This window comes from Leuconostoc palmae, assembly GCF_019656075.1.
GTDB classification, from domain to species: Bacteria; Bacillota; Bacilli; order Lactobacillales; family Lactobacillaceae; genus Leuconostoc; species Leuconostoc palmae.
In genome coordinates this window covers 210,325-233,518 of sequence record NZ_BPKZ01000001.1, presented here as the reverse complement: position 1 = coordinate 233,518, position 23,194 = coordinate 210,325, and the positions used below count along the sequence as shown (strand labels likewise).

Genomic DNA, 23,194 nt, shown 5'->3' with positions numbered 1-23,194 from the left:
GTATTAGTAGGTTCTGTTAAGTAACAATTGGCTCAATGTTTCTAATTGTGTACGTAATATGTTACTAGGTAGTTTTTGAATCATGTCGTTTAATTGTTGAGAATAGTCACTTAACAAATCAGACATTTTCTGCATTGCGCTACTATTATTGATAAGTTCGTGTAAAATTAGCAACTCCTCATTGGTAATTAAATCTCGCTTCAGTAGTAACGGTCTTATTTTATTTGTAATAAGACTATCTTCTAAGGCAAATAGTATGGGGGCTGTATAGATACCATTACGAACATCTTGACCAATGGGTTTACCCAAAGAAATATTTTCTTCAGTTGATTCAAAATCTAAATAATCATCTAATAACTGAAAAGTAATTCCAATATTTTCACCTAATTTTGCAACTGTTTCTAAGAGCTCATTATCGTAGTCGTCACTGCCACTCACAATACCGAAAGTAACACTTAGTCGGAATAATGCTGCAGTTTTACCTTTAATTTGCTGCAAATAAGACGAGAAGTTAGAATTTAAATCGTATCTATTATGTTTTTGAGTGAGTTCACCGAAAAGTATTTCTTGTAATGCTTTTAGGGCTAATCCGCTAGCATCTTTTTTATTTGCTTTTTGTAGTAAAGAAAACATACCTGTCAGCAGATAGTCACCAGCATATACGGCAGTATCAGCGCCAAACTGACTTTGAATACTCTCATGTCCACGACGTAATTTTGATTGATCAATAATATCATCATGAATTAATGTTGCAAGATGTAGTAACTCAACACTGGCGCCTAAAGCAACAGCTTCCTCACTATAAGGATTTTTTGTAAGATTTGAAAACATCAGAGTTAAGGATGGTCGGATTAGTTTGCCGGCATTTAATTGTGAGCGTATAGCGCTATCAATTTCATCAAAACCAATATGCCAGCTAGAAGATATATCTGCTAGAACAGACTGTAAAGGAGCAGATAGTTCTGGGAAGTCATTCCAAATTTTAGGTAAAGTAGGCGTTGCCATGTTAAATTTTCTCTATTTCTCTCAAGTATACTATTAACCAGTATACAGGTATTATGTACAAAGTGCGAGAAAAGAATCATCGCACTTTTTAAAAAATTATTTTTGTAAGTCGTCATAGACAGATTTAGATTTACCGTACCAAAGACCACCAAAAATCTTTTGTAGTAGTGGCACAACATAAAAGTCCAATCCAAATCCACGACCAGATCCATTCATGATAGCAAGGCTTGAAAGGATTAAGAACAAATGTGTTATATCGTATCCATTAGTTGCCCAAGCAGCAATAGTTAGCACAATTGAAACAAGTGCTAATGGCCAAGTCATTAAGCCAACTAATATACCAGCACCAGTAGCAATTTCAACAAAACTCAATACACTATTTTGCCAGAACAAGTCATTCAAACTACCAAGATTACCTAGAGCAGCTAGTATCCAGAAAAGTCCTAAGAAAATACGTAATGGTGTTGACCACAAAACGTTACCTAATCTAGAAATAGACCCTTTGAATGGGTTACGGCCATTTTCTGTTCGGAAAAATTCGTCAAGCATGTAATGGAAAATAGAGTACATTGATCGTATTTGAGAATAGAAAAATAAATTAATACCATGTTTTGCAAGGCTTGCAAAGAAACCAGAGAAGTTTAAGCCTAATAGACTAGCAACTGTGTACTGAGAACCGATAGAAACCGCAAAACCATGATAACTGACTAATTCTGAAAAAGTCTTTGCTTTTCCAAACCCCAAATCAGCTAAAATGTTGTTAGAAGCAGTTCTAGCAGCACTTTCAGCACCTTCAACTGTTTGAGGAACTGGACCAGTTTTTTCATCGACGTATGACAATGTGTCACCAGCAACATAAATATCAGCAGCTGGTGTTTCATCGTCTAATGTAGCACGCATGTAATCATCAGCTTCGATACGACCACCGCGTCCATATTTAAATCCCCAATCAGAAATAAATGACTTTGCTTTAACACCGGCTGTCCAAATTAATGACTTTGTTGGTAAGGTTGTATCATCAGAAAATACAACACCATCTTCTGTGACACCTGTAACGCGAGAATTAAGACGGATGTCAACACCGTTGTCTGTCATGTATTTAAACGCTTTATTAGCAAGATTACGATCCTTTAACATATTAAGAATTGAAGGAGAGGCTTCCAGCAATACGAGCTTGATTTCCTTTTCATCTAGTTTGTAATCTCTTGCAAGAATTTTACGTTGTTCAATAAATTCACCCATTAACTCAGCACCGGTGAATCCAGAACCAACTACTGCAACTGTTAGGAGTTGTTCACGCTTTATTGGATCTAACTCTCCGGCACCTTGTCCGATAATGTTTTCAATATGTGCACGTATTTTTAATGATTCTTCCATTGACCATAGTTCAAAACCATGCTCTTTAACACCTGGAGTACCAAAATCATTGGATTGACCACCAACGGCTAAAAGTAGTTTTTCATAACTAATATCGCCATGTGTTGTTTTGACAATTTTAGCTGATTTATCAATACCGTTTACTTCAGCAGTCAATAGTTTAACATTTTTATTTTGGTAAAAGAGATGCTCTAAATCTTCTTGAACATGCTTAGGTAAAACACGTTCTGAAGCCACTTCGTGCAATTCTGTCATGTATGTGAAGTAAGAATGTTTATCGATTAAAATAATATTATATTCTTTATGTGATTTTAACTTCTTTGACAATGTTTTTGCTGCGAATACACCACCAAACCCAGCGCCAACAATGACAATGTTTTTTTCTGCCATGACTATTTTCTTCCTTATTGTGAATTGTCTAATATTCTTGTGAAATATCTATTTTATTATAGACCAATATTCTTTATTTTAAAAGGGTTAACTAGAAAATATCCTTGTGAAGAAACATTAAATCTGACAAGGTATGCCATAAACTAAAATAGAGAATATTACGTTAACCTGTGATAAAATAGTGACTAATGACTAAAGCAATTAAAATTAACAATTTAAACTATAACTATAATGAAGATCATACTTTATTTGAAGATTTCAATTTATCTATCGAAGAAGGTCAGTGGGTCGCATTAGTAGGACATAATGGTTCTGGGAAATCAACACTAGCTAAATTAATCCTTGGGTTAATGGTGGCTAATTCAGGTAAAATTTGTGTTTTTGATGAACAACTAACCACAGACACTGTTTATCATGTTAGAGAACAAATTGGCATGGTATTTCAGAATCCGGATAATCAATTTGTTGGAGCAACTGTTGCTGATGATGTTGCTTTTGGTTTAGAAAATAAACAAATTCCTAACAAAGAAATGGCAAAAACAATCGATGAAGCGTTAGCTGTAGTTGGGATGCAAGATTTTAAAAACCGTGAACCGCATACATTGTCTGGTGGTCAAAAACAAAGAGTTGCTTTGGCTAGTGTTCTAGCACTCAAACCAAAAATAATTATTCTTGATGAAGCGACAGCAATGCTTGACCCTGATGGTAGGGACACGGTAATGCGCACATTAAAGTTGCTCAAGGCACAATTTGGCTCAGAACTAACATTAATAACAATTACGCATGATATGGATGAGGCAGCATTGGCTGACCGGGTCGTTGTGATTAATGATGGCCAGTTGATTTTAGACGGTGAACCAGAAGATGTTTTTAAACAAACTAATCTTATACATGAAAATGGGCTTGAACTACCATTTTCTGCTGAACTTGTGGCATCATTGCAACATAAGCCAAAACATTACTTAAATGAAAGAGAATTGATTCAGTGGCTATCAAATTTGAACAAGTAAATTTTAGTTACGGTGCAGGAACAACACTTGCACAAAGTGTTTTACATCATGTTTCTTTGGAAATGAAAACTGGAGCGATTACTGCAATAATTGGGCAAACTGGTTCTGGGAAATCAACATTAGTACAGCACATTAATGGATTGCTAAAGCCAACCAGTGGTAAAGTCACGATAGACGACTTTGAGTTGACTTCTAAAACCAAAGAAAAAGAATTGGTGACGCTTAGGCAAAAAGTTGGAATGGTATTTCAATTTCCAGAAAATCAACTATTTGCTAATACTGTTATAGAAGACGTTATGTATGCCCCACTTAATTTTGGTAGTAACAAAGAAGCCGCTCGTAGTTTAGCAGAAAAAGCTTTAACTCGTGTTGGTGTTGCAGAATCTCTATGGATGAAATCTCCCTTTGATTTGTCAGGCGGGCAAATGAGACGTGTTGCAATGGCTGGAGCACTTGCGAGTGATCCAGAAGTAATTGTAATGGATGAGCCAGCTGCTGGTTTAGATCCTAAAGGCCAAAAAGAACTTCTAAATTTGGTACTGGAACTAAAAAAATTGGGGAAAACGGTTGTGTTTATTTCGCATCAAATGGATCATGTTATTCATGTTGCTGATAAAGTTATTGTGATGCATGATGGCGAAGTTTCAGCTGAAACGACACCACAAGAATTGTTTAATCGTGATATTAATTGGTTTAAAGAGATGCGACTTGATCTACCTAAAGCAGGGCAGTTTAGTGAAAAGTTAGAAAAAGCAGGGATTAAACTATCGCGTCGCCCTTTAACAGTAGATGAATTAGCAGATTTAATTAATAAGGAGATTGACCATGAATAACATTATGATTGGTCGCTTTATTCCGGGTGAGTCATTCATTCACAGACTGGATCCAAGAACAAAAATGATTGCGACTTTTGTCTATATTTTTGTGATGCTGTGGGCTGATAGTTGGCAAACTTATTTATGGGCAGCTATTTTTATTTTTGCTAGTATTAAGCTAACAAGCCAGCCATTGAAATTATATTGGGATGGGTTAAAACCTATTTTTTGTTTGATTTTATTTACGGTTGTTCTGCAATTATTGTTTACACCTGGGACACCAACACTTTTAAAAATTGGGCCACTTCAAATTACAACAACAGGCGTTGTCAATGCTGTGTATGTTATGATTCGTTTCATTTTAATCATTCTGATGTCTACTATTTTAACGTTGACAACACCACCCACAAGCATTGCCAATGCCATTGAATCGTTACTAAAGCCTTTAAAAAAAATACGAGTACCAGTAGCTGAGCTAGCGTTAATGTTATCTATTGCACTGAGATTTGTGCCGTTGTTAATGGATGAAACACAAAAAATTATGAATGCGCAAAAATCACGAGGCATGAGCTTTTCAAGTGGCGGACCTATTAAGCGAGCAAAAGCTATTATACCGCTATTGATACCGCTGTTCATTGGTGCCTTACAGCGTGCACTTGATTTAGCAAATGCTATGGAAGTTCGTGGTTTTAAAGATGCTGTACAAAGAACTAAGTATCGTGTTTTAAAATACAATCGAGTCGATTACTTTGCTTTTGGTTGTTTAGGTGTGTTTACCGTAATTTTTATAGGTATTAAATTAATATCATAGTTATACGTAGTAAGGAGATAGTTAACGCTTATGCCACGATACAAGGCCATTGTTTCATATGACGGCTCTGATTTTTATGGATTTCAAATCCAGACCAAACAAGGAGTCGAGCGTGATAGAACAGTACAGGGAGAACTAATACGTGCGGTCAATCAAATGGCTAAAAACCCTGTTCCTGCTATCAAAGTAGTCGGGGCTTCTCGTACTGACACTGGGGTTCATGCAAATGGACAAGTCGTTCACTTTGATTTGCCATTTGACATACATGAAGATGGTGTTAGAAAAGGATTAAATACATTATTACCGAGAGACATTATGGTTAAAAAAGTATTTAAGGTGTCAGATGCATTTCATGCAAGGTTTAATACGCATGCAAAACGTTATTTTTATCGAGTATCAACCCAAGATTTTACAGATCCATTTAAACGTCACTATACTGGACATTTTCAGTGGCGCTTAAATATTGATCGAATCAAAGAAGCTTTACCCGATTTAATAGGGGAGCATGATTTCGCAAGTTTTGCAGCTTCTGGAAATCAAACTATGACAACAATTCGCACAATTACTCGAGCAGAGTTAATACAAGATGAAAAGGAAGATGAATTAATTTTCATCTTTGAGGGCAATGCCTTTTTGTATAATCAAATTCGTATTATGGTTGGTGTTTTGCTAGAAATAGGCAATGAACGTCGGGATGTTCATGATATCCAACGTTTAATTGCTGTTAAAGATAGAGAACAAGCGCGATTCACAGCACCAGCAAGTGGATTATATTTGGATGAGATTTTTTATGATGAAATCTCTTTGCTAAAACGATAAATTTGATTAAACCCATTGACATTATTGCTTATTTTAGGTAAGATAATACACGGTATTGTTTACCTCACGATAAGCCCCGGAAACTTATTGTAATTGCATAGCAAGGAACGGCTATGTTTGTAAACAACTAATCAAAGGAGCGCAACATGCGTACAACATTTTTAGCAAAACCAGGTGAAATCGAAAAGAAGTGGTATATTATTGATGCCAAAGACGTCGTTTTGGGACGTTTGTCAACAGTAGTTGCTTCAATTTTGCGTGGTAAGAACAAGCCAACGTTTACACCAAACGTTGACATGGGTGACCATGTAATTATCATTAATGCAAGCGAAGTTAAATTGACTGGTAAGAAAGCCACTGATAAAGTTTATTACCATCACTCAAACCACCCAGGTGGTTTGAAGGCTCGCACAGCTGGAAACTATCGTGAATTCAACCCTGAAAAGTTGCTTGAATTATCAATCCACGGTATGTTGCCAAAGAACACTTTGGGACGTAAGCAAGGTTTAAACTTGCACGTATATGCAGGTGCAGAACATGCACATACTGCACAACAACCTGAAGTACTTGACATCAACAAGTTGGTTTAAGAAAGGAGAATCTAAATTATGGCTACAGCAGTACAATATGCCGGCACAGGCCGTCGTAAGAACTCAGTTGCTCGTGTGCGTTTGGTTCCAGGTAATGGTCAAATCACAATGAACGGCAAGTCAATCGAAGAATATATTCCTTTTGCTAACTTGCGTGAAGTTGTTTTGCAACCATTTAACGCAACTGAAACATTGGGTAACTACGATGTATTAGTTAATGTTATTGGTGGTGGTTATTCTGGTCAAGCTGGTGCAACACGTCACGGTATCGCCCGCGCGTTGTTGACAGTAGATCCTGATTTCCGTGCAGCATTGAAGGCAGCAGGTTTGTTGACTCGTGACTCACGTATGAAGGAACGTAAGAAGCCAGGTTTGAAGAAAGCCCGTAAGGCATCACAATTCTCAAAGCGTTAATATTTTTAAAAAATATTATTATGCTAAAAAGGCAATTAATACCTGGGTATTAATTGCCTTTTTGTTGTGATGCTTAATAAAAAACAAGAAACTTAGTATTAAGTTTCTTGTTTTTTTATAGAATATACTTTTTAAAAAGTTCACGTTCTAATTTGGATAATTCAATTGTTAATAATGTACCAGATGTATCATAGTTTTCCTCAATGAAAGTATGATTAGCGGCTAATTTTGCTTGGACATCACCTTTATCAAAAGGAATATGAAGATTAACAATTTCTGTATCATTAAAAATTTGTTTTTTGATTAGTTCGATTAGTGCGTCTTGCGAGGCTTCATCGTATGCCGATAGTGTGATAGTATTTTCGCCAGAAATATCAGGATAGTTCAACTCTGCTTTATCAGCCTTATTATATATTGTAATCATAGGAATATCGGTTACACCAATTTCTGATAATGTTTGCTCAGTAGTAGCCATCATTTCTTTGTAATGTTCATCAGAAATATCAACGACTTGCAATAGTAAATCAGCTTGAGATGCTTCTTGTAAAGTTGATTTAAATGCAGCTACAAGGTTATGAGGCAATTTAGAGACAAAACCGACAGTATCGCTCAATAAGAACTGCTTTTTATCAGGGAGTGTTAACTGTCTAACAGTGGTATTCAATGTGGCAAATAGCATGTCTTTTTCGAAGACTTGTTTAGTAGATGATGTCTCAGAACCAATACCAAATCTATTGAGTAAACGATTCATTAGCGTTGATTTGCCGGCGTTAGTATACCCGACCAAAGCAACACTAGCTAAGTTATTCGTTTGTCTGCGTAAAGCGCGCGTGTTATCTCCTTTTGATAGTTCTGCAAGCTCTTGGCGAATATGAACCATTTGAGAAGTAATACGACGCCGAGATTCTTCTAACTTTGTTTCTCCTGATCCACGAGAGGTGAATCCGCCACCTCCGGCGCCAGTCTGCTGATCTAAACTGATAGACATACTTGTTCTTAAACGTGGTAGCTGATATTGTAAGCGTGCCAGTTGAACTTGTAGTTTAGCAGTTTTAGTTTGCGCGCGTTGTGCAAAAATGTCTAGAATTAACCCTGTTCGATCTAAAACAGTGGTATTGGTTAACTTTTCTAGATTTCTAATTTGAGATGGAGACAATTCATCATTTGCAATAATCATATCAACATCGTATGTTTTGCTTAATTCAGCAAGTTCTTCGACTTTTCCTTTACCAAAATAAGTTGCAGGATTTGGTCTTTCTAATTTTTGAGAAAAAATTTCTTGTGGTATTAAATTGTTAGCTTTTGCTAAGTTCGCAAGTTCCTCTAACTCGTAATCAATGTTTGTTCTAGAATTAGTTAAACCAATTAAAAATACACTACGTTTTTTATCGTTAATAATACGTTGTTCGGTCATAAAAAAATACCTCTAGTCTTTTCATAGTGAGACTGGTGGCATTTTAACTGACTGAACGAAAGTAAAATGTCAAACCAATCTCAAGAAATCATACAAAAAAATAACTATTTTTGTATGTGAAATCTTAAAATTTTTTTGACAAGTCACTTTACTTCCTTCATTATAATTTGTTAATTTTAACAGGTTATAGTAGTAATGTCCAATATTATGCTTGTCTAAAATACAGTTTGATCGTCGTTGAATAGTGTGATTTGGTCTTTATCATGTGATAATTCTAGAATCATTAACCCACCATTTTTAACGGGTTGACTTGCCAAATCATGGCGTCCTAATTTTTCAGCAATACCTCTGATTGTAGTACCATGCGACACAATTAAAACATTATCACCATCTTTATGTTGGCTACGAATTGACTCTATTCCCTGCGAAACACGTTGCCACCATTTACTATCATTTTCAGAGAAATGATAAGGATCAGCTTCAGCAATGGTGTTCATTGCAGTTGCCATACCAAATTGTGTTATTAAATCAGTGTAATCGTTAAATTGTTCTGCTTTATATGCTTGTAAGGTTGTGGCAACCGTTTCACCGTTGACACCTTCAAATGATCCAAAAAATTGCTCTCTAAAATCAAATACTTGTTTTGGTTCAAGTGGTGAATTAGCATTATTTTGTTGTAAAATGTATTTGGCTGTGTGGATAGCACGTGTTAAATCTGAAGAATAGGCACCATCAAAATGAATATTGGCTAATCGTTTACCAGCTTGGTTGCCATGTTCGATACCTTTAGGTGTTAGTGGTGCATCTGACCATCCTTGAAAGCGATGTAAAAAATTAAAGTAAGTCTCACCATGTCTAACAATATATAAGTTGATTGCCATAAATAAATTGTACGTATTATTGAATTAATGCGTACAAACCTCCTATTTATTATTACCTCGATTTTAACATTTATTTTATGAATATACTAAAAAAAACCGCATATACGGTTTCTTAGTTTGTGATAGTACTTTCAGTTGTTTCCTCTGTTGTTTGTGCGACTTCATCTTCGTCAAAAATACCATTATTATTACGATCTTGACGAGGTGTAGGAGAGGCTTGCACAATAAATTCCGAAATATAAGCGTTGTCGTAATCTAGTGCGGTAAACCTAAAGTTAGCTACTTTCATGGTATCACCAGCTCTAAATTCGGGATCATGATTCAAGACATAACCAGTTAGTGTAACAGCATCATCTTCTTCCAGCTCTTTAATATTTTGATTAAAGTATCGCTCGAAATCGTAAAGCGTCATTTTACCAGAAACTTTATAGCGGTGATCCCCTAATTTTTTAATATAATCATCTGAGACATCATCTATTTCATCTCTAACAGTACCAAATAATTCTTCATAAATATCTTTATCGGTAATAAGCCCACTTGTACCACCGTATTCGTCAACAACAATCGCAATAGGGGAACGTTTAATAATCATTTCGTCCATCACATCATGCAAATCCATGTTTTCTGGTACCGCAGGAATGTCACGCATAATTTTTGAAACAGAGTCTGTATCATTAATGCGGGCTTGGCGAACCAAATCGTAGTTAAACACATATCCCAAAACTTTATCTTTATCGTTATCAGCGATTACTGGGAAACGTGAGTAGCGTTCTTGCAAATATAAGTTGAGCGCATCAGCAATTGTTGTTTTAACATCAATTGCTGTCATTGATGTTCGATCAATCATGATATCTACCGCGACTTTATCATTCATTTCAAAAGCACGCTGCATGAAAGTCAGATCTTCTTCATCTAATTCACCAGCAGCAGCGGCATTCTTTGAAAGAGATAAAATTTCTGTTTGAGAATAAATATCTTCCTCACCATCAGTGCGGAAACCCAACAAATGAGTAATAAAGTTTGATAGATGATCTAACGACCATATCATTGGGAAAAGCGCGATATGGAAAAATCTAACTGGACGAACAATGAACAATAAAACTTTAACAGGTGATTCAATTGCGATGTTTTTAGGTACTAAATCAGTAAAGACGGCATGCACAATTGTAAATATAATCATGGCGGAAACAGATGACACAACGCGAGCATATTCTGCTGGTAACATACCAGTACCTAAAATAATTTCGGCAACTGTTTCCTCACCAATCCAACCTAAGATAAGACTCGTCAAAGTAATACCTACTTGTGCTGTGGACAAATATTCAGTTAAATGCGTTACCATATGGATGGCATTGTCAATATTTCGTGAAGGTTTGTCACGTTTTTCTTGCAAATCACGAAGTGCACTCAAACGTACTTTAACCAAAGAATATTCTGTCAAAGTAAATAAAATAGCAAGTAATAGAACCAAAACAATGATGAAAAAGTTAAGGAACATAGACGGACCAGAATCCAAAATCGTAAACCTCTTTTCTTAATTATAACTATCGGCTATTATACCAGAAAATAGCACATTAATAGTACATTGTATGAAATAATTATTGAAATCCTAACTTTTTTATTATATATAACGAACTTTATAAAAATAATATTAGTTCTGTTGAATAAAAAGCGAACATATTTTCGTTTAACTGAAATTAATTAATTAAGGGATCTTTGAAAAAAAGTTGATTTTAAAGCTTTTGAAGAACTTTTATAAAATTATGGTACAAATTTCATTTGTTAAAAATCGTTAAAAAGGTTGATTTATCAAGGTTTTTAACGTTCGTTAGAATAGTTTGTGAAATTTTAAAAAAATTCGTATGCTAGATTCTTGTTGTTATTGAATTATCTCGAACAATTGTTTGTGAGGACTTATATAGTCCTTGTTAATCTGAATAAAAAAGGTAAACTAACATATAACAGTTTATTTAGTTATTAATATAAATTTTAAGAGAAGAGGGAACTGATTATGGAAAAAGTAACAGTATATACAAAATACAATTGTGTACAATGCAAAATGACTAAAAAGTTTTTAGAGGCACAAGGGGTTCCCTTTAAGGAAATTAATATCGAAGAAGAAGTTGACTATGTTGATCAATTAAAGGCTGATGGATTCCGTCAAACACCAGTTATATCGGTTGAAGGTATGCCTAAGTTTTCTGGCTTTCGTCCAGACGTGTTAAAAAAGATTTCAGCTTAATCTTACTAGATAACATCGAGAGGAAAACGAACGATGTTTTTTTATTCCAAAAATATAAAAAAATTTGAGGTTAAACAATATGCCATTAAAAGAACTTGATATTGATGCTGTTACTTATTTTGATTTAAATAATCAAGTCAATATCCCAAAGAATAATCAAATTCAATTAGAGAAAGATCAAGAGGCTCTCGATGCCTTTTTGACTGAAAATGTGTGGCCCAATGTATTAAAATTTGATTCTCTTGCTGAAAGATTTGATTGGCTTTTTGAAAATAATTTTTTAGAACGCCAATTTATTGAGCAATATCGTTTTTCTTTTGTAGAGAAAATTTACGATTTTCTTGATGCTCAACATTTTAATTTCAAGTCTTTCATGGCTGCCTTTAAGTTCTATAATCAATATGCCCTAAAAACAAACGATGGGCAACATTATGTAGAAACCTATGTGGACCGAGTTGCGATGAATGCGTTGTATTATGCAAATGGACGCGAAGAACTCGCGTTAAGGTTAGCAGATGAGATGATCCATCAACGATATCAACCGGCCACTCCCAGCTTTTTAAATGCTGGTCGTGCTCGTAGAGGTGAGTTGGTTTCTTGTTTCATTATTCAAACTTCTGATGACATGAATTCAATTGGTCGTACAATTAATTCAGCGTTGCAATTGTCAAAGATGGGCGGGGGAGTTGGCATTGCATTATCCAATGTTCGTGAAGCCGGAGCACCAGTTATGGGTATTGCAAACTCAGCTGGTGGTGTTGTGCCAATTATGAAATTATTGGAAGATTCATTTACTTTTTCTTCACAAGTGGGGGCACGACAAGGCGCGGGTGTTGTTTACTTGTCTATTTTCCATCCGGACATTATGGCATTTTTGTCTACAAAAAAAGAAAATGCAGATGAAAAAGTCCGTGTTAAAACGCTATCTCTTGGCTTAACAGTTCCAGATAAATTTTATGAATTAGTACGTCAAAATAAACCAATGTATCTTTTTAGTCCTGCAGACGTAGAAAAAGTATATGATACACCATTTAATTATGTTGATATTACAGCAGAATACGATAACATGGTTGAAAATGAAAAAATTGCCAAATATCGTGTAGATGCTCGTATGTTAGAAGAAGAAATTTCCAAACTTCAACAAGAATCTGGATATCCTTACATCATTAACATTGACACAGCTAATCGAGCTAATCCAATTAATGGTAAGATTATTTCTTCAAACTTATGTTCAGAAATTCTACAAGTACAGAGTTCTTCGAATATTAATGATGAACAAGAATATACGAAACTAGGCTCAGATGTGAGTTGTAACTTAGGGTCGATTAATATTGTTAACATGATGAACACTGCAGATTTCAGTACTTCCGTTGATACTATGGTAAGAGCACTTACTTTTGTTTCTGATACGTCTAATTTATCGGTTGTGCCATCTATAGCCAAGGGTAACACTGAAAAACACGCGATTGGTTTGGGTGCGATGGGTCTTGCTGCGTATTTAGCACAAAATAAAATGTACTATGGCGATGATGAATCAATCGACTTCACCTCAACTTTTTTCTTGACGTTGAATTATTATTCGATTAAAGCATCAATGAACATCGCAAAGGAACGTAACGAAAGTTTCTTTGAATTTGAAAAATCTGCTTATGCTGATGGAACATATTTTGATAAGTACTTAGAAAACGATTGGACGCCTCGAACTGAAAAAGTGACGCAATTGTTTAAAGATCATCATATACCAACTAAAAATGATTGGGAACAATTAAAAGCAGAAGTTGCGCAATATGGTATGTATAATGCATATCGACATGCTATTGCACCGACTGGCTCAATATCATATGTCAACGATACAACAGCAACACTGCTACCAATAGTTAACAGAATTGAAGAACGCCAAGAAGGGATGATTGGTAAAGTTTATTATCCGGCACCTGGATTAAACAATGAAACTATGCCATACTATGTATCGGCGTATGACACTGATATGCGTAAAGTAATTGACGTCTATGCGGCAGCTCAGGAGCATGTGGATCAAGGGATGTCTTTGACATTATTTATGCGTTCAACCTTGTCAGAACAATTGTATGAATGGAAACAAGGTCGGACTAATAAGATGACAACACGTGACTTAACGATTCTAAGACACTATGCATTCAATAAAGGTATTAAGTCACTGTACTATATCAGAACCTTTACTGATGATAATCAAGAATCAGGGGTTAATGAGTGTGAAAGTTGTTCAATTTAAAAATTTAAATATAAAAAATCATTATCAAGTCTTAATGGTTTTTTGTACATAATATTGAGAGGGGTACTTCATGGTGACGATGAATGTCTTATACACTTCCACAGAAGGCAATACTAAGTCATTTGTAGAAAAATTAAAAACAGTTGCGGAATCAAACGGGAATGTGCTTTTAACGAAAAATATTGGTGATGAGACAGAATATGAAATTGAAACGGCTCCGTATATAGCAGTTGTGCCAACTTACTTAACTGGCGGCACTGGCACAGGTCCAGATGTAACGGAAATATTTACTAATGCTCTTGGTGACTATATAGCATACGAGAATAATCGACAGTTTTTAAAAGGAATTGTTGGTGGAGGTAATCGTAATTTTAATGTTCAGTTTGATTTAACTGGTAGACGTTACGCTGAAAAATTTGATGTGCCACTTTTGTTTGAGTTTGAACTGCGTGGAAGTATCTTTGATGCAGAAAAAGTTTATAATTTGATGAAACCGTTATTTGGAGGAGAATCGTGAAACATACACAAAATAATTCATATACTGCAATAAATTGGAATAATATTGAAGATGAACTTGATAAAGCAACTTGGGAAAAGTTGACACAACAATTTTGGTTAGATACACGTATCCCCATTTCAAATGATTTAAGAACATGGCGTGGAAATATGTCAGACAAGGAACGGCAGACATTGAACCTTGTTTTTGGTGGGTTAACAACATTAGATACATTGCAGTCTCAAGATGGTATGGCAGCATTGAAGTTAGACGTTGTGAATCAAAAAGAAGAGGCAGTGTTGAACAATATTCAATTTATGGAATCAGTTCATGCTAAGTCATATTCTTCAATTTTTGAAACACTAAACGAAAAAGCAGAGATAGAGTCAATTTTTAATTGGGCTGACTCAAACGAATTTTTGCAGTATAAAGCAAATCGTATCAATGATATTTACCAGACAGGAACACCATTACAACGGAAAATTGCTTCAGTATTTTTAGAGACATTCTTGTTTTATTCTGGATTTTACACACCGTTATATTTTTTAGGTCACAACAAGATGTTGAACGTTGCTGAAATTATTAAACTGATTATCCGCGATGAATCAGTTCATGGCACTTATATTGGCTATAAATTTCAAATTGGATTTAATCAATTGCCAGAATCAGAACGTGACACGTTACAAAGTTGGATGTATGATTTACTCTTTGAATTATACGAAAACGAAGACAAATACACACATGAACTCTATGATGATTTAGGCTGGACAGAACAAGTGCTTACTTTTTTGCGTTACAATGCTAACAAGGCATTAATGAACTTAGGACAAGAACCAATGTTTCCTGATGGTGCCGATGATGTGAATCCTGTTGTTATGAACGGTATTTCGACGTCGACAGCAAACCACGACTTCTTTTCAGGAGTGGGTAACGGCTATCTTCTAGGTGCTGTTGAAGCGATGGAAGAAGATGACTACACAATCGGGTCGAACAAAAAAGCTAAGGAATAATTATTCCTTAGCTTTTTATATTTCATCATTTTCGAGTAAAACAAGCCGTTTTTTTAAGTAGTGAGCTAATTTACCGTAACATGTTGCTGAGAAGATAACCCATGAATAGGCAAACATAACTGAAGCAACTGTGTCACTAACAAAATGTGCATTGAAGTAAATACGACTCATAATTGCCATTAAACCTATTAATATGATAACCCAATTCATAACAATTTGTGTCAATAGCGTATTAACATTGGGAATCACGAGGATTTTGATAATAAATATAACCACAAATAATCCAAAAATATATGAGCTGGGAAATGAAGCAGAACTGTCAGAAAGTAGGTGTCCCATCGGTCTTGGACGATTGATTATGATTTGAAAAATCTTTAGAACAATATTTCCTGATAGAATAGTTAAGATTGCCCATATGGCAGGGATACGTAATTTTGCTATAATTAGTACACCGGTGAGAGCAAGAATATATATAAAATCTACAATCGGATTGCCCAGAAAAGCAGCAACGGTCATGACAATATCACCGAATCCGCTTTGTAAATTATTAAATAAGTTGTGGAATATATTATCAATGCCAACTGGAATTATAAAATTTAGTTTTACTAGAATAGTTAACAACAATAATATAACTAGATTAATTAAAGCATATCGTCGTTGTTTATTTGTAACTGATATAATCATTAAATTACTCCACGTGATAAATTTACCTTACTCTAGTATAATGAAACGTTTAGGTATAAACAAGGCTATTCGAGAATGAATGACTATCTTTTTGTATATAAAATAATCTATTTTAAATAAGTTAGTAAAAAAGGTTGATAAGGGTAATAATTTTTGTTATGATAATATAGTTGTTTGAGATATGGGAGTGTAGCGAAGTCTGGCTAAACGCGACGGACTGTAACTCCGTTCCTTCGGGTTCGTAGGTTCGAATCCTACCGCTCCCATAGCCGATCTAATAGTTAACGGCTAAATAAATTAACTATTGCCCCTTCGCCAAGCGGTAAGGCAGCGGTTTTTGGTACCGCCATGCGCTGGTTCGAATCCAGCAGGGGCAATCAAAATAAGTAAAAATAGTCCTGTAAAGGACTATTTTTTTATACAAAAAAACCACCAGACAGAGGTGGTTTTAACTTACTTAGTTAATGTTTTTTTAGAAATAACAGACAAATCATCAGCTAAGTCATATACCAATGGTTGGCCGTTGGCAATTTCAACGTTCAAAATGTCATCATCAGAAATATCTTCTAGATGCTTAACCAAAGCACGCAATGAGTTACCATGGGCGGCAATAACAACATTCTTACCAGCTTGCAATTGTGGCGCAATATCTGATTCCCAGAAAGGCAAAACGCGTTCCAAAGTAATCTTCAAGTTTTCGCCTAATGGCAATTCACCTTCAGGAACATCTGCATAGCGACGGTCAAAGGCGGGGTATGTCTTACCTTGAACAGTCACTTCTTTATCGTAACCGTCCAACAATGGTGGCAACACATCGTATGAACGACGCCAAATATGCACTTGCTCGTCTCCCCATTTTTCTGCAGCTTCAGCTTTATTTTGGCCTTGCAAAGCGCCGTAGTGACGTTCGTTCAAACGCCATGATTTTGCTTCGGGAATAAATAGTTGTCCAGCTTCTTCCAATGCGTAGTGCAATGTTGTGATGGCACGTGTCAAAACAGATGTGTATGCCTGATCAAATTGGATGCCTTCGGCAGCTAATAATTCACCAGCTTCTTTTGCTTGGGCAATGCCTTTGTCTGACAACTTTGTGTCAATCCAACCGTTAAATAAGTTCAATGCGTTCCATTCACTTTGACCGTGACGGATTAATACTAACTTAGCCATGTGTGCTAAACTCCTTAATTTGTGTTTAATCTAACAAAATCATTATACCACGAATTTTCGACACAAAAAAACTCGCCTAAGCGAGTTTTTGAAAAATTGTAGAACTTAATCTTACAACTTTACGATGTTTGCAGCTTGCAAACCGCGGTCTGATGATTCAACTTCGAATTCAACAGCTTGACCTTCTTCAAGAGTCTTGAAGCCGTCACCTTGGATAGCTGAGAAGTGTGCGAACACATCTTCACCGTTTTCGCGAGTTACGAAACCGTAACCCTTTTCGCCGTTAAACCACTTTACTGTGCCTTTTTCCATGATATGTTTCTCCTTTGGTGTGCTCCACCAATGATTTTTATTTTGTAACTTAAATAATTGGTACTTGAGCGCCTTCCGAGAAAAACAAATCAAAATCAATAACTTTTATTACAAGGCTAGTGTAACATATTGATGAGATTAAGCAAGTATAATTTAAAATGTAATCTGGCATCGCTTTAGTAGTTATTAAAAAAGATAGAGTACGCATCTATTGGTCAAGGTTTCTAATTGACAAATAAAATTTTTCACGTTAAAATAATAAGGTTGTCAATACAAACAACATTGCAGCCGTGGCGGAATTGGCAGACGCGCAGGATTAAGGATCCTGTGCCCGTTTAGGGCGTGCGGGTTCGACTCCCGCCGGCTGCACTAGGTAAAAGCATCCTTCAATGATTTTGAAGTGATGCTTTTTATTTTACGTTTTTACGTAGTTTTCTTATGGTAAAATAGAGTTTATGGAGATAAGACATTATGCAATTTTTTAAAAGAAAATCACGTGAAAAACAAAATGATCAATTGATATCACAGGCTGAATTTGACAACATTCAAAAAGAAAACGACCAGCTATTGGATCAAGTAGAAGCGTTGAAACTAGATTTAGCAGAATTGCAAGTGGAAAAAGAACGTGTAGAAACTAAATTATTGCAAAGTGGGTTTCGAAAGAAATTAACTAAAACAGCTATTGGATTAAGTGTTTTGATTGTTAGTTATCTATTTTTGCATTTTCTTAATGAAGACCCACAATATAAGGTGGTACTTCTGTTAATAGAAGCTGCTTTCATGTTCATGATGTTACAAGGAGATGATAAGTAATCATGTCAAAAATTCATAAAGAGCGACGCATTCCATTTGTTGTTGCTAATTGGAAAATTAATAAGTTACAAAGTGATGTTATGGACTTTCTTGAAAAAGTTAACGAGAAAGTACCTGGCGAAAAAGTCGTGGAAACAGGTATTGCAGCACAAGATTTGTTTTTAGCAGATATGGTTCGTGCAACAGCGGATTCACCGATTCATATTGTTGCTGAGAATGTTCATTGGGAAGACAATGGTGCGTATACAGGTGAAACTTCTCCAAAGGCGTTAAAAGATGTCGGTGCTAAATATGTGCTAATTGGGCATTTTGAACGTCGCAAGTTTTTTAATGAAACAGATTCAACTGTTAATTTAAAAGTCACTGCTGCACTGAGAAATGGGTTACGACCAATTATTGATGTTGACGAAGATATGAGTACTTATGCTCAGTTTATGGATGCGCAACCTTCTGTAGCACAAGTTTCAGCAGCTCTGGCGGGCGTATCGGTTGATCAAATTCGAAAAGTAACTATTGCTTATGAACCGACTTGGGCAATTGGCTCTGGGGAGGCAGCAAGTGCTGATCAAGCTCAAAAAGCAGCGTACTTAATTCGTCAAACATTAGCTAAGTTGTATTCGCCAGTTATTGCAGAACAAGTACGTATTTTGTACGGTGGTTCTGTAACACCCAATAATGCACGTGAAATTATGTCTCAAGAAGACATAGATGGTGTACTAGTTGGGACAGCAGCGCTTGATCCTGACAAGTTTCTACAATTGGTCGAGATTGCCAAAGATCCGTCAGTGCCAAACTTTGACATTGATCATGTTTGAGTTTTTAACTTGCAAATTAACAACAAAAAACGTATAATTGTGTATAGTAGTACTGTGAATAAATACGGAAATTTGCGAAATATTGTCCGCAATACCTTTATATTGAAGCAAACGTTGTCTGCGGAAACAGCGGCGATTGCTTTTTTTGTGCCTATGCGGCAACGAAAACGATATTAAAGTTGTTTTTGTAACCAAATTGTAACAACAAAACGCAGCAAAAAACAAACGAGGTGATAAATGTGGCAGGACATTTAGTTAAGTACGGTAAGCACCGTACCCGTCGTTCATACGCTAGCATCAAAGAAGTTCTTGATGTGCCTAACTTAATAGAAATTCAAACGGCATCATATCAATGGTTCTTAGATGAAGGTATAAAAGAGATGTTTGGTGATATCATGCCAATCGATGATTTCCAAGGAACACTATCTTTGGAATACGTTGATTATCAATTGATGGAACCAAAATATAATATTGATGAGGCCCGTGAACACGATGCCAATTATTCAGCGCCATTGCATGTGACGTTACGATTAACAAATCATGAAACAGGTGAAATCAAGTCCCAAGATGTATTTTTTGGTGATTTTCCATTGATGACCGAGCAAGGCACATTTATCATTAATGGTGCTGAACGTGTTATTGTTTCACAATTAGTACGTTCTCCTGGTATTTACTATAACCAAGAAAATGATAAAAATGGTCGCCCACGCTATGGAACAACGGTTATTCCTAATCGTGGTGCTTGGTTAGAATACGAAACTGATGCTAAAGGAATTGCAAACGTTCGTATCGATCGCACGAGAAAGTTATTGATGACAGAATTGGTTCGTGCCCTTGGGTTTGGATCTGATTCAGACATTCTCGATATTTTCTCTGACCAATATGACGCTTTAAACATGACTTTGGAAAAAGATGTTCATAAAGACATGTCTGATTCACGTGTTGAAGAAGCTTTGAAAGACGTTTACGAACGATTGCGTCCAGGGGAACCTAAGACAGCTGATTCATCTCGAGCATTGTTGGTTGCTCGCTTCTTTGATCCAAAGCGTTATGATTTAGCTTCAGTTGGTCGTTATAAGATTAATAAAAAGCTATCATTAAAGACACGTTTACTTAACCAAACTTTAGCTGAAACATTAGCAGATCCTGATTCAGGTGAAGTTATTGCTGAAAAAGGTACTTTGGTAGATAAAACAGTAATGTCTAAGTTAAGTCCATTCCTTGATCGTGAAGACTTTAAGACAACGACATACACACCATCTGGTGATGCTGTTCTTGAAGAACCTGTAACACTTCAAAAGATTAAAATTGAATCACCAGAAAATCCTGAAAAGACATTACTATTAATTGGTAATGGACATATTGATGAAACCGATCGTACAGTACGTCCAGCAGATATCTTAGCTGGTATGAACTACTTCTTGAACTTACAAGAAGGCATCGGAAATGTTGATGATATCGATCATCTTGGTAATCGTCGTATTCGCTCTGTTGGTGAGTTGCTACAAAACCAATTCCGTATCGGTTTAACACGTATGGAGCGTGTTGTTCGTGAACGCATGTCAATTCAGGATGCCAATACAGTTACACCACAACAATTAATCAACATTCGACCTGTTGTGGCAGCTGTTAAAGAATTCTTTGGTTCATCACAACTTTCACAGTTCATGGACCAAACAAATCCATTGGGTGAAATGAACCACAAGCGTCGTCTTTCAGCCCTTGGACCTGGTGGTTTGACACGTGATCGTGCTGGTGTTGAAGTGCGAGATGTTCACTATACACACTATGGTCGAATTGATCCAATCGAAACGCCAGAAGGTCCAAACATTGGTCTGATTAACTCGTTAGCTACATATGGTCGCATTAACAAGTATGGCTTCATTGAGACACCGTATCGTCGTGTTGATTGGACAACCCATATGGTTACTGACAAAATCGACTATTTAACTGCTGATGAAGAAGACAACTATATTGTCGCACAAGCTAACTCACCATTAAATGATGATGGTAGTTTCGTTCATAATACAGTTATGGCACGTTTTGGTGAAGAAAACATCGAAACACCAATAGATCGCATTGATTACATGGACGTTTCGCCTAAGCAAGTTGTTTCTGTTGGTACAGCAGCAATTCCTTTCTTAGAAAATGATGATTCTAACCGTGCCTTGATGGGTGCCAACATGCAACGTCAGGCTGTACCTTTGCTTGACCCACATGCACCACTTGTTGGTACAGGTATCGAATATAAGGCTGCTCACGATTCTGGTGTTGCAATGATCTCTCGTGCGGCTGGTGTTGTTGAATATGTTGATGGGCGTCAAATTCGTGTGCGTCGTGAAGATGGTCAACTTGATACTTATGAACTTATGAAGTTCCGTCGTTCTAACGGTGGTAAAAACTATAACCAAAAACCAATTGTTAGTGAAGGGGAACATGTTGAAGCTGATGCAGTATTGGCGGATGGTCCGTCTATGGAAAATGGTGAGCTAGCTCTGGGACAAAATCCATTAATTGCCTTTATGACTTGGCAAGGGTACAACTTCGAAGATGCCATTGTTTTGAATGAACGTTTGGTTCGTGAAGATGTGTATACGTCAATTCATATTGAGGAGTACGATTCTGAGGCTCGTGATACAAAACTTGGACCGGAAGAAATGACTCGCGAAATCCCTAATACTGGTGAAGATCAGTTAAAGGATTTGGATGCTGATGGTATTATTCGTGTTGGTGCAGAAGTTCATGATGGCGATATTTTGGTTGGTAAAGTAACACCTAAGGGTGTGACAGAATTATCAGCTGAAGAACGTTTATTACATGCCATTTTTGGTGAAAAAGCTCGTGAAGTACGAGACACATCACTACGTGTACCTCATGGTGGTGGCGGCGTTGTGCAAAATGTCCGTATTTATACACCTGAAAATGGGGATGAATTAGCGCCAGGTGTTAACATGATGGTTCGTGTGTACATCGCTCAAAAGCGTAAGATTCAAGTTGGTGATAAGATGGCCGGTCGTCACGGTAACAAGGGAACAGTTTCCGTTGTTGTTCCAGAAGAAGACATGCCATATATGCCAGACGGTACACCGATTGATATTTTGTTGTCACCTATGGGTGTGCCTTCACGTATGAACATTGGGCAGGTTCTTGAATTACATCTAGGATTAGCTGCTAAAGAGCTTGGTATTCATGTTGCTTCACCAGTCTTTGACGGTGCAAGTGATGACGAAATTGAGGCTGCTTTACGTGAAGCTGGTTTGCCAAAAGATGGTAAGTCTGTTGTTTATGATGGTCGTACAGGTGAAGCTTTTGATAAGCGTGTCGGTGTTGGTGTGATGCATTACATGAAACTTGCACACATGGTCGATGATAAAATTCATGCACGTTCAATCGGTCCTTACTCATTAGTTACACAACAGCCTTTGGGTGGTAAAGCCCAATTCGGTGGTCAGCGTTTCGGTGAAATGGAAGTTTGGGCGCTTGAAGCTTATGGTGCGGCGTACACATTGCAAGAAATTTTGACTTATAAGTCAGATGATGTTGCTGGTCGTGTTAAGGTTTATGAATCAATCATTAAGGGTGAACCAATTCCACGTCCAGGTGTACCTGAGTCATTCCGTGTGCTTGTAAAAGAATTGCAAGCACTTGGCTTAGATATGCAAGTCTTGGATAATGCGGGTGACGAAGTGGAATTGCGCCAAATGGATGAAGACGATTCAATTTTGCCTGTTGATGCATTAGAAAAGTTAGTTCGTACTAATCCAGACCTATTAAACAAAGAAGACGATGAAGTTGCGGCTGCTTTCTCTAAGGTTGAATCTAGAGAAACACCAGAGCAAAGTAACTAAACACAAATCAAAACAACGTGTAGCAAAGCT

Annotated in this window: 21 protein-coding genes and 3 tRNA genes; 16 read left to right on the top strand and 8 right to left on the bottom strand. The window is 36.4% G+C overall.

The features are described from left to right. Positions 1–3: 3 nt before the first annotated feature. Together K5Q12_RS01190 and K5Q12_RS01185 are read right to left on the bottom strand one after the other, a co-directional pair. Positions 4–1,005 (bottom strand): polyprenyl synthetase family protein, encoded by a 1,002-nt coding sequence (locus K5Q12_RS01190; protein WP_220741935.1) that lies wholly within the window; start codon positions 1,003–1,005, stop codon positions 4–6. Between the two features lie 96 nt (positions 1,006–1,101). Then, complete coding sequence (locus K5Q12_RS01185; protein ID WP_220741934.1) at positions 1,102–2,772, bottom strand: NAD(P)/FAD-dependent oxidoreductase; 1,671 nt, start codon at positions 2,770–2,772, stop codon at positions 1,102–1,104. 188 nt (positions 2,773–2,960) lie between these two features. On the opposite strand from K5Q12_RS01185, the gene K5Q12_RS01180 reads away from it, so the two are divergent. The 6 genes from K5Q12_RS01180 to rpsI all read left to right on the top strand — a co-directional run bounded on the left by K5Q12_RS01180 (position 2,961) and on the right by rpsI (position 7,231). Next, complete coding sequence (locus tag K5Q12_RS01180; protein WP_220741933.1) at positions 2,961–3,782, top strand: energy-coupling factor transporter ATPase; 822 nt, start codon at positions 2,961–2,963, stop codon at positions 3,780–3,782. Then, positions 3,758–4,615 carry an energy-coupling factor transporter ATPase gene (locus tag K5Q12_RS01175; protein WP_220741932.1) on the top strand — a complete coding sequence of 286 codons (858 nt, stop codon included), beginning with the start codon at positions 3,758–3,760 and terminating at the stop codon, positions 4,613–4,615. The genes K5Q12_RS01180 and K5Q12_RS01175 overlap by 25 nt, the downstream gene beginning before the upstream one ends. Next, positions 4,608–5,408, top strand: coding sequence for an energy-coupling factor transporter transmembrane component T family protein (locus K5Q12_RS01170; RefSeq protein ID WP_220741931.1), 801 nt, complete (start codon positions 4,608–4,610; stop codon positions 5,406–5,408). Before K5Q12_RS01175 ends, K5Q12_RS01170 begins: the two co-directional genes overlap by 8 nt. 30 nt (positions 5,409–5,438) lie before the next feature. Then, complete coding sequence (gene truA / locus K5Q12_RS01165) at positions 5,439–6,227, top strand: tRNA pseudouridine(38-40) synthase TruA (protein WP_220741930.1); 789 nt, start codon at positions 5,439–5,441, stop codon at positions 6,225–6,227. A 146-nt stretch (positions 6,228–6,373) separates the two neighbouring features. Next, entirely contained in the window at positions 6,374–6,817 is a 444-nt protein-coding gene (gene rplM / locus K5Q12_RS01160; RefSeq protein WP_220741929.1) for a 50S ribosomal protein L13, read from the top strand. Positions 6,818–6,835: 18 nt separating this feature from the next. After that, on the top strand, positions 6,836–7,231 hold the full coding sequence (gene rpsI, locus K5Q12_RS01155; RefSeq protein ID WP_220741031.1) for a 30S ribosomal protein S9: 396 nt from the start codon (positions 6,836–6,838) through the stop codon (positions 7,229–7,231). A 115-nt stretch (positions 7,232–7,346) separates the two neighbouring features. On the opposite strand, the gene hflX is transcribed toward rpsI, so the two are convergent. From hflX to K5Q12_RS01140, 3 genes are all read right to left on the bottom strand, one after another. Next, positions 7,347–8,645, bottom strand: a complete 1,299-nt coding sequence (hflX, locus tag K5Q12_RS01150; RefSeq protein ID WP_220741928.1) for a GTPase HflX — start codon at positions 8,643–8,645, stop codon at positions 7,347–7,349. Positions 8,646–8,860: 215 nt separating this feature from the next. Next, a complete protein-coding gene (locus K5Q12_RS01145) occupies positions 8,861–9,526 on the bottom strand; it encodes a histidine phosphatase family protein (protein ID WP_220741927.1) in 666 nt (221 codons plus the stop codon). 112 nt (positions 9,527–9,638) lie between these two features. Then, positions 9,639–11,042, bottom strand: a complete 1,404-nt coding sequence (locus K5Q12_RS01140; RefSeq protein WP_220741926.1) for a hemolysin family protein — start codon at positions 11,040–11,042, stop codon at positions 9,639–9,641. Positions 11,043–11,537: 495 nt separating this feature from the next. On the opposite strand from K5Q12_RS01140, the gene nrdH reads away from it, so the two are divergent. From nrdH to nrdF, 4 genes are all read left to right on the top strand, one after another. Further along, on the top strand, positions 11,538–11,768 hold the full coding sequence (gene nrdH, locus K5Q12_RS01135; protein ID WP_220741925.1) for a glutaredoxin-like protein NrdH: 231 nt from the start codon (positions 11,538–11,540) through the stop codon (positions 11,766–11,768). A gap of 79 nt (positions 11,769–11,847) precedes the next feature. Continuing rightward, positions 11,848–14,019 carry a class 1b ribonucleoside-diphosphate reductase subunit alpha gene (gene nrdE / locus K5Q12_RS01130; RefSeq protein WP_220741924.1) on the top strand — a complete coding sequence of 724 codons (2,172 nt, stop codon included), beginning with the start codon at positions 11,848–11,850 and terminating at the stop codon, positions 14,017–14,019. Positions 14,020–14,089: 70 nt separating this feature from the next. Beyond that, positions 14,090–14,536: a class Ib ribonucleoside-diphosphate reductase assembly flavoprotein NrdI gene (locus K5Q12_RS01125; RefSeq protein WP_220741923.1), complete on the top strand. Its 447-nt coding sequence runs from the start codon at positions 14,090–14,092 to the stop codon at positions 14,534–14,536. After that, the gene (gene nrdF / locus K5Q12_RS01120) at positions 14,533–15,525 is read left to right on the top strand and encodes a class 1b ribonucleoside-diphosphate reductase subunit beta (protein ID WP_220741922.1); all 993 of its coding nucleotides are present in this window, start codon (positions 14,533–14,535) and stop codon (positions 15,523–15,525) included. Before K5Q12_RS01125 ends, nrdF begins: the two co-directional genes overlap by 4 nt. Positions 15,526–15,540: 15 nt before the next feature. On the opposite strand, the gene K5Q12_RS01115 is transcribed toward nrdF, so the two are convergent. Further along, positions 15,541–16,209, bottom strand: a complete 669-nt coding sequence (locus tag K5Q12_RS01115) for a phosphatase PAP2 family protein (protein ID WP_220741921.1) — start codon at positions 16,207–16,209, stop codon at positions 15,541–15,543. Positions 16,210–16,392: 183 nt separating this feature from the next. Between K5Q12_RS01115 and K5Q12_RS01110 the strand changes: the two genes are divergently transcribed. Further along, positions 16,393–16,475: transfer RNA gene (locus K5Q12_RS01110), tRNA-Tyr, on the top strand. Positions 16,476–16,514: 39 nt separating this feature from the next. Continuing rightward, a tRNA-Gln gene (locus tag K5Q12_RS01105) sits at positions 16,515–16,586 on the top strand. Between the two features lie 76 nt (positions 16,587–16,662). Here the strand turns inward: K5Q12_RS01105 and gpmA are convergent. Both gpmA and K5Q12_RS01095 read right to left on the bottom strand, forming a co-directional pair. Further along, entirely contained in the window at positions 16,663–17,376 is a 714-nt protein-coding gene (gpmA, locus tag K5Q12_RS01100) for a 2,3-diphosphoglycerate-dependent phosphoglycerate mutase (RefSeq protein WP_220741920.1), read from the bottom strand. Between the two features lie 111 nt (positions 17,377–17,487). Beyond that, positions 17,488–17,688, bottom strand: coding sequence for a cold-shock protein (locus tag K5Q12_RS01095; RefSeq protein ID WP_004899341.1), 201 nt, complete (start codon positions 17,686–17,688; stop codon positions 17,488–17,490). Between the two features lie 284 nt (positions 17,689–17,972). Here K5Q12_RS01095 and K5Q12_RS01090 point away from each other — a divergent pair. The 4 genes from K5Q12_RS01090 (at position 17,973) to rpoB (ending at position 23,164) form a co-directional block, all read left to right on the top strand. Then, a tRNA-Leu gene (locus tag K5Q12_RS01090) sits at positions 17,973–18,057 on the top strand. Positions 18,058–18,159: 102 nt separating this feature from the next. Further along, positions 18,160–18,501 (top strand): hypothetical protein, encoded by a 342-nt coding sequence (locus tag K5Q12_RS01085; RefSeq protein WP_220741919.1) that lies wholly within the window; start codon positions 18,160–18,162, stop codon positions 18,499–18,501. 2 nt (positions 18,502–18,503) lie between these two features. Next, entirely contained in the window at positions 18,504–19,316 is an 813-nt protein-coding gene (gene tpiA, locus K5Q12_RS01080; protein ID WP_220741918.1) for a triose-phosphate isomerase, read from the top strand. 239 nt (positions 19,317–19,555) lie between these two features. Then, positions 19,556–23,164: a DNA-directed RNA polymerase subunit beta gene (gene rpoB / locus K5Q12_RS01075; protein WP_220741917.1), complete on the top strand. Its 3,609-nt coding sequence runs from the start codon at positions 19,556–19,558 to the stop codon at positions 23,162–23,164. Positions 23,165–23,194 lie beyond the last annotated feature (30 nt).